Origin of the sequence: Aporhodopirellula sallentina SM41 (assembly GCF_000346505.1) — a bacterium.
Taxonomy (GTDB): domain Bacteria; phylum Planctomycetota; class Planctomycetia; order Pirellulales; family Pirellulaceae; genus Rhodopirellula; species Rhodopirellula sallentina.
This window is the reverse complement of sequence record NZ_ANOH01000470.1, coordinates 1-5194: the sequence shown is the minus strand read 5'-3', so window position 1 is coordinate 5194 and position 5194 is coordinate 1. Positions and strand designations below refer to the sequence as shown.

At 55.8% G+C, this 5194-nt stretch carries 5 protein-coding genes; 4 read left to right on the top strand and 1 reads right to left on the bottom strand.

Features of this window, described 5'->3' with window-relative positions:
- Positions 1–77: 77 nt before the first annotated feature.
- A complete protein-coding gene (locus RSSM_RS30475) occupies positions 78–521 on the bottom strand; it encodes a DUF6714 family protein (protein ID WP_008689061.1) in 444 nt (147 codons plus the stop codon).
- A gap of 1367 nt (positions 522–1888) precedes the next feature.
- On the opposite strand from RSSM_RS30475, the gene RSSM_RS30465 reads away from it, so the two are divergent.
- The 4 genes from RSSM_RS30465 to RSSM_RS35115 form a co-directional block, all read left to right on the top strand.
- On the top strand, positions 1889–2515 hold the full coding sequence (locus RSSM_RS30465) for a LysE family translocator (protein WP_008689055.1): 627 nt from the start codon (positions 1889–1891) through the stop codon (positions 2513–2515).
- A 362-nt stretch (positions 2516–2877) separates the two neighbouring features.
- A complete protein-coding gene (locus RSSM_RS30460) occupies positions 2878–3387 on the top strand; it encodes a sigma-70 family RNA polymerase sigma factor (protein ID WP_236621501.1) in 510 nt (169 codons plus the stop codon).
- Complete coding sequence (locus RSSM_RS30455; RefSeq protein ID WP_008689052.1) at positions 3380–5005, top strand: LamG-like jellyroll fold domain-containing protein; 1626 nt, start codon at positions 3380–3382, stop codon at positions 5003–5005. Before RSSM_RS30460 ends, RSSM_RS30455 begins: the two co-directional genes overlap by 8 nt.
- A partial coding sequence (locus RSSM_RS35115; RefSeq protein WP_236621500.1) for a type IV pilin protein occupies positions 5006–5194 on the top strand: 189 nt, incomplete at its 3' end. It lies immediately after the preceding gene.

Sequence of the window (5194 nt, the reverse complement as noted above, 5' to 3'; positions counted from 1 at the left end):
CTGCGGCCGTCAGTGGGCCGGGGAGTTGATCTTCCGTTGGTGAAAACTTGCAATCCGGGCTCCGTCGCATGGAATGGTTACTCCCATGTTCTGACCGTTTTGCGCGAACGTTCGATGTGGGCATTAGGTGTAGCACATGCTTCGTACCAATCGAGCCAAGCGAGAATCGCGTCGCATTTGTCACGATTCATGAGTGTACCAAGTTCGGACATTCGCGTTCGGCAAAAATTGGATGTGCCCCCAAGTGTGTAGGTCACATATTCACCAAGGATATCCGCCGCTTCCGGATCGTCGAGTTTTGCGGTCAAGTAGCCGGGCAAATAGTATCCAAGTCCGGAAACAGTAAGCAGTGAGAAACCGTCGTCGCACATCCGATAGTCCCGCGCGCTCGGTTCGTCCCAGGGCCGGCCGGCGAGGATCTCGTGTAGATGTTCAACGCAGTAGGTGTCTTCGACAACGGCTTCAGAATCTGGAATCGGGTGGACCGGAAACGTGTTTCGTATTAGTTCTGCGAGTTCCATCAAATCAGTCGGAGAACGGGTCGGTTCAGCGGGCGGCTGGGGGAAGGCTTGAAAGCAAGCTCAAAGCACTGGCCACCGCCGCTCCGGTGCATACGGTGGTTTTTAATCAATTCGGGGGATCCGAAAGGGATCACGGAGTCGTTGGCGACTCCGCAGTTGTTCCTTGTAGACTTGATGGCACCGATACATCGAGAATCCGGTTGAACGGAACAATGTACTCAGTCGTTGTCCCAAATTCTTTGATGCCAATATAGTCAACCCCTGCTCGTGTCACTTCCGCCACCGGGGAGGCGGTAGGTCGAGCAAGTTTGTTCATTTCCAGTTCAAGTTCTGTTTTGGGCTGCTTAATCTTCGTCGGAAATTGAATCGGCGGGCGGCCTCGATGCTCACGGCGTTCGTCGAAAACCTTCTTTACTAGCTCCTTGTACTGCTTGATGTTGTTGGACCTGTTTTCGTAGTATTTCCTCGATGCTTCGAGAGTCTTTTGTCCAGCAAGCCAAACCGGTAAACCATAGCTTCTCGATCGATGGAGAAAGTAACGTGCTTTTGAGACCGCAGGATGCCGGCGAATGTGTCTGTCGATTGGTTTGCTGGAGCGTCGCAGAGGCCCGACGACGCCCAAGCCAGCGTGATAATGATTGGTAGTATTCGCATAAGATTGCCGTTTGCGAGTTTGGTCAAGTTGAGGTCTTCAGTCAGGAGAAATCCGATGCCGTCTTGTCGGGACGGTTGGTGTTCCATTCGAAAACGTCCACGCATCCGACTCCGGTGCATTGAATGGTGTTCCGTTACGATGCTCTACGAAACAGGGTAGCGGGACCCGGGCAATTTAGCATAGTAAAAACGTAGCGTTGTCCAGCAGTTCCCCTGGCTGTTCGGGCTGTTGATTTATTCGTTTCACGGGCAGCCAACGGCGACCTGCTTGCCGCTGCACGTCGCCTACGGCTACCGGTTAAGCGAAAACAGATTGGCTCTTGATTAAATCGACAAACCGTGTTGGCTCGGGCTGGATTAGGGATGCCCGGTTGGGCCTCGTTGCGATGAAGGACGCTCTGTTGGGGCGCGGGGGAACCGGTTGGGTGGAACGGCCTTTTTCCGTTTAGGCCGTCGCCCGTTTAGCACGAAGAACGGATGACATACAAGCAGACCCACAGGGACGAATCTATTTCAGCCCAAGGCAACGCATTGAGACCGGCTGATGTATGGCACTCGCGGCGTGGGAGTAATGGTGCGTTCGGAGTTGACCGGGAAAAACGCAGATGACACGAGAGTGGTGAGGGAATTTCTTTCGCGTGGTAGATGTGTATCGTGGTTGTGGATCGGAAGAGAGTGCCGACGTTTGTTTGTAAAAGCTATCCCGCGAAATCATGCTTTCATTTGAATCACTGTTAGCGTTCGTCGTTGCATCGGTTTTTTTGGCGTTGGCGCCGGGACCCGACAATCTTTTCGTGCTGACTCAGTCGGCATTGAGCGGATTGCGTGCGGGGTTGCTCGTCACGGTTGGGTTGTGCACGGGGTTGATTGTTCACACATTTGCGGTGGCAGTTGGCGTTGCGGCGCTCATTTCCACATCGACTTGGGCGTTCTCGTTGCTCAAGTTCGTTGGGGCGGGATACCTGGTGTATCTCGCGTGGTTGTCGTTTCGCGCGAAGCCGGACGCTGTCGTCGTTGGCGAGAAGACGGGGCTCTCTGGCGCGAAGCTTTACCGTCGTGGGATCATCATGAATGTCACGAACCCGAAGGTTTCGATCTTCTTTCTTGCGTTTCTTCCGCAGTTCGCCGACCCCGCACGCGGTTCCGTCACGCTGCAGCTTATCGCTCTGGGTGGTTTGTTCATTCTCGTCACTCTCGTTGTCTTTGGGGGCGTTGCCGCCTTGGCGAGTAAACTGAACGCATGGTTCACTCAATCTCGACGTGGGCAACAGATTCTGAACCGAATCGCGGGTGCTGTTTTTGTCGGCCTCGCGGTCAAACTCGCGACCGCGAGGCTCTGACGCGACCCGGGCAAGAATCGTGGCTGCGTAACTCGGGGTTGGGCACGAGTGGTCATGCGCTCGTGTCTTCTGCGGCGGTGCCTGATTGCGGGGGCGGGCAGTCGCCGAGGCGGCAGATCGTTCGCAAGTGTTCGTGCTGCTGATCCGGCGATCTCTTCTGCATTCCTGCTTGGTCAGCCGAGGCAGTGGATCGTTTTTGAGGCGGCGTTCACCGAAAAAGCTGGTTTGTGGAAAATTCCGCGTCACAGAACTCGTTTTCGGGCTTACTACTCTTAGATTGGAAATCTGCGGATTACTCGGATACGGGAGAATGAATGGTGGAGATCGGGGACAGCCCTCGTGCCGCTGAAAGCGATCGCACTTTGGAATTCATACGTTTGCTCGGCAATGAGGAGCGGCGTTTGTATGCCTACATTCTGGCGTTAGTGCCTCGTTGGTCCGACGCGGACGATATCGCGCAGCAGACCCGGATCCGCCTGTGGCAGCAGTTTGACCAGTACGATCCGTCTCGAGATTTCGGTGCTTGGGCGCGGACGATCGCCCATTATCTGGTCCTCGCTCACCGAAAAAAATCCGAGCGAGAAGGCTCGCGCATGACCAATGAGTTTTTGGAGGCGGTCGCCGAGCAGGTCACGCAGAATATCGATGAGGTGGAGGTGCGGCAGCGAAACTTATTGATCTGCATGCAGAAACTCAGCACCGGTCATCGCGATTTGTTGAAGCGATATTACTCGGGATTGGAGGACCGCCGTGACATCGCCGCCGATGTCGGTCGCAGCTTTGATAGCGTGAGGCAGACGGTTCGGCGACTTCGGTTGTCGTTGGTGAGGTGTGTTGACGGGCTCGCAATGGCGGAGGCTTCCGGTGAATGATCCTTTGCCGCAAAAGTTGCAAGAAGAAATATTCCGGCTCGTGGAAGGTTCTCTGCACGATGAGTTGACGCAGGAAGAATCGGAGCAGTTGAGCCGGCTCGTGGCGAGCAATCCGGACATCAATCAGTTTTACCGAGCCTGTCTTTGGGATGCGACAAACATTCGGACTTGGGCCGGTGGCGGCCTGCAGCCCCAAGAAGCGTTATCCGACAGTGAGGCTGTTCATCCGGTGTCGTTGCCGAGGGCCGCTTGGAGTGTCTTTGATTGGCACAGTCATCCGCTGCGTCTGGCTTACTTTGCGGCAGCGGTTTTGTTGGGTGTGTGTGGTGGATACTGGGGGACTCGTTTCTCGCCACGATCGGACGCGTATCGCGGTGACGTGGTAAGTGCGACGCCTGGTCCGATCGCGCGTTTGGTGGGTGTGGATCTGCCGGATTGGGAAGGGTTTTCGCCACAGATCGATACTGGGATCAATGCGGGGCAGAAGTTGGTTCTCAAAAGTGGCGTCGCTGAGCTTCGGTACAACTCGGGCGCCGAAGTGGTGTTGCAGGGGCCGGTGGAGTTTTGGGTGGGCAGCCAACCGGGCAGCATCAACTCGGGATACTTGAAGGTTGGCAAGTTGGTCGCTCGTTGCGAAACGCCGGAGTCGAAAGGCTTTACGATTCGTACCGAGAAGTCACGCGTCGTTGATTTGGGAACGCGTTTTGGTGTCGAGGTGCAACCAAGCGGCGAACTGAATGTTGTCGTGTTGACGGGCGTCGTTGAGTTGTTGTCATCGGAATCGATCGAGGGTCGGCCTGCGGACCCGATTCGTTTGACGGGAAATCAGGCGGCGACGATGGATGGGGAGGTCGGAGTCATTTCGCTGCATGATCCAGACAACCAGTCACACGCGTTGTCGATGAGAAGGTTGTGGCAATCGAGGCCGCGTGATCAAACCTCGGTCTCGTTGTCGGCGGCCGAGTTGGTGGCGCACTGGCCGTTTGATGGGAACGCAAAAGATTCCGTTGGGGGACGCCACGGCAAAGTGAACGGGGACGTCGCGTTCGTGCCCGGACGATTGGGGCAAGCCGCCGCGTTTGATGGCGACGGTGACTTCATCGTGATGGGCGCCGACCCGCTGCCTCGCACGGACTTTACTGTCGCGGCATGGGTTTTGATGGACGAAATGTCAACGACGGAAGCGTACATCGCGGGCTCTCAGATGTCGTCCGAGGCAGGAGCGTTTCTGCGTGTGGAACCCAATCTTACTTTGATGGCGAAGGTGCTCCCGAATGAGAACATGATCATCGAAGCAGCCTCGTCGGCGCGAAAGTGTGTGGTCGGGCAATGGACTCATGTTGCAATGACCGTCAGCAGCGTGAACGGGTTGAAGCTCTACTTCAATGGCGGGCTGGTTGGATCGGGAGACGCCGGAAAATCGCATGTCGTGGCCGGTAACTTCACCATTGCCCGACGGCCTGATCCGGTGTTGGTCGGCGGTTCGTATTGTTATTGGAGCGGCAAGATCGATGATGTGGCGGTATGGGATGGCGCCCTGACGGCCGGCGAATTGGAGTTGGTCATGCGTCTCGGTGCGGGACGGTTCAACGAGCTTTCAGCAACCAAGATGAAGTAAATGCCTACCGAAAACTATCCTCCGTACTCGAGACCTGTCTCGAACCGATTTCTTTCTGTTGGTGTCTTTTCACCAATTCTCTCTCCTCGTTTGGGAATCTTTACCATGAAGCGTTCTGTTCTTCGTCCCGCGTTTACTCTCGTCGAACTGCTGGTCGTGATCGCGATCATTGGCGTCTTGGTCGGGTTG

Coding starts and splice junctions, on each gene's coding strand:
- RSSM_RS30465 (WP_008689055.1), top strand. CDS start 1,889: ATGCTTTCATTTGAATCACTGTTAGCGTTCGTCGTTGCATCGGTTTTT.
- RSSM_RS30475 (WP_008689061.1), bottom strand. CDS start 521: ATGGAACTCGCAGAACTAATACGAAACACGTTTCCGGTCCACCCGATT.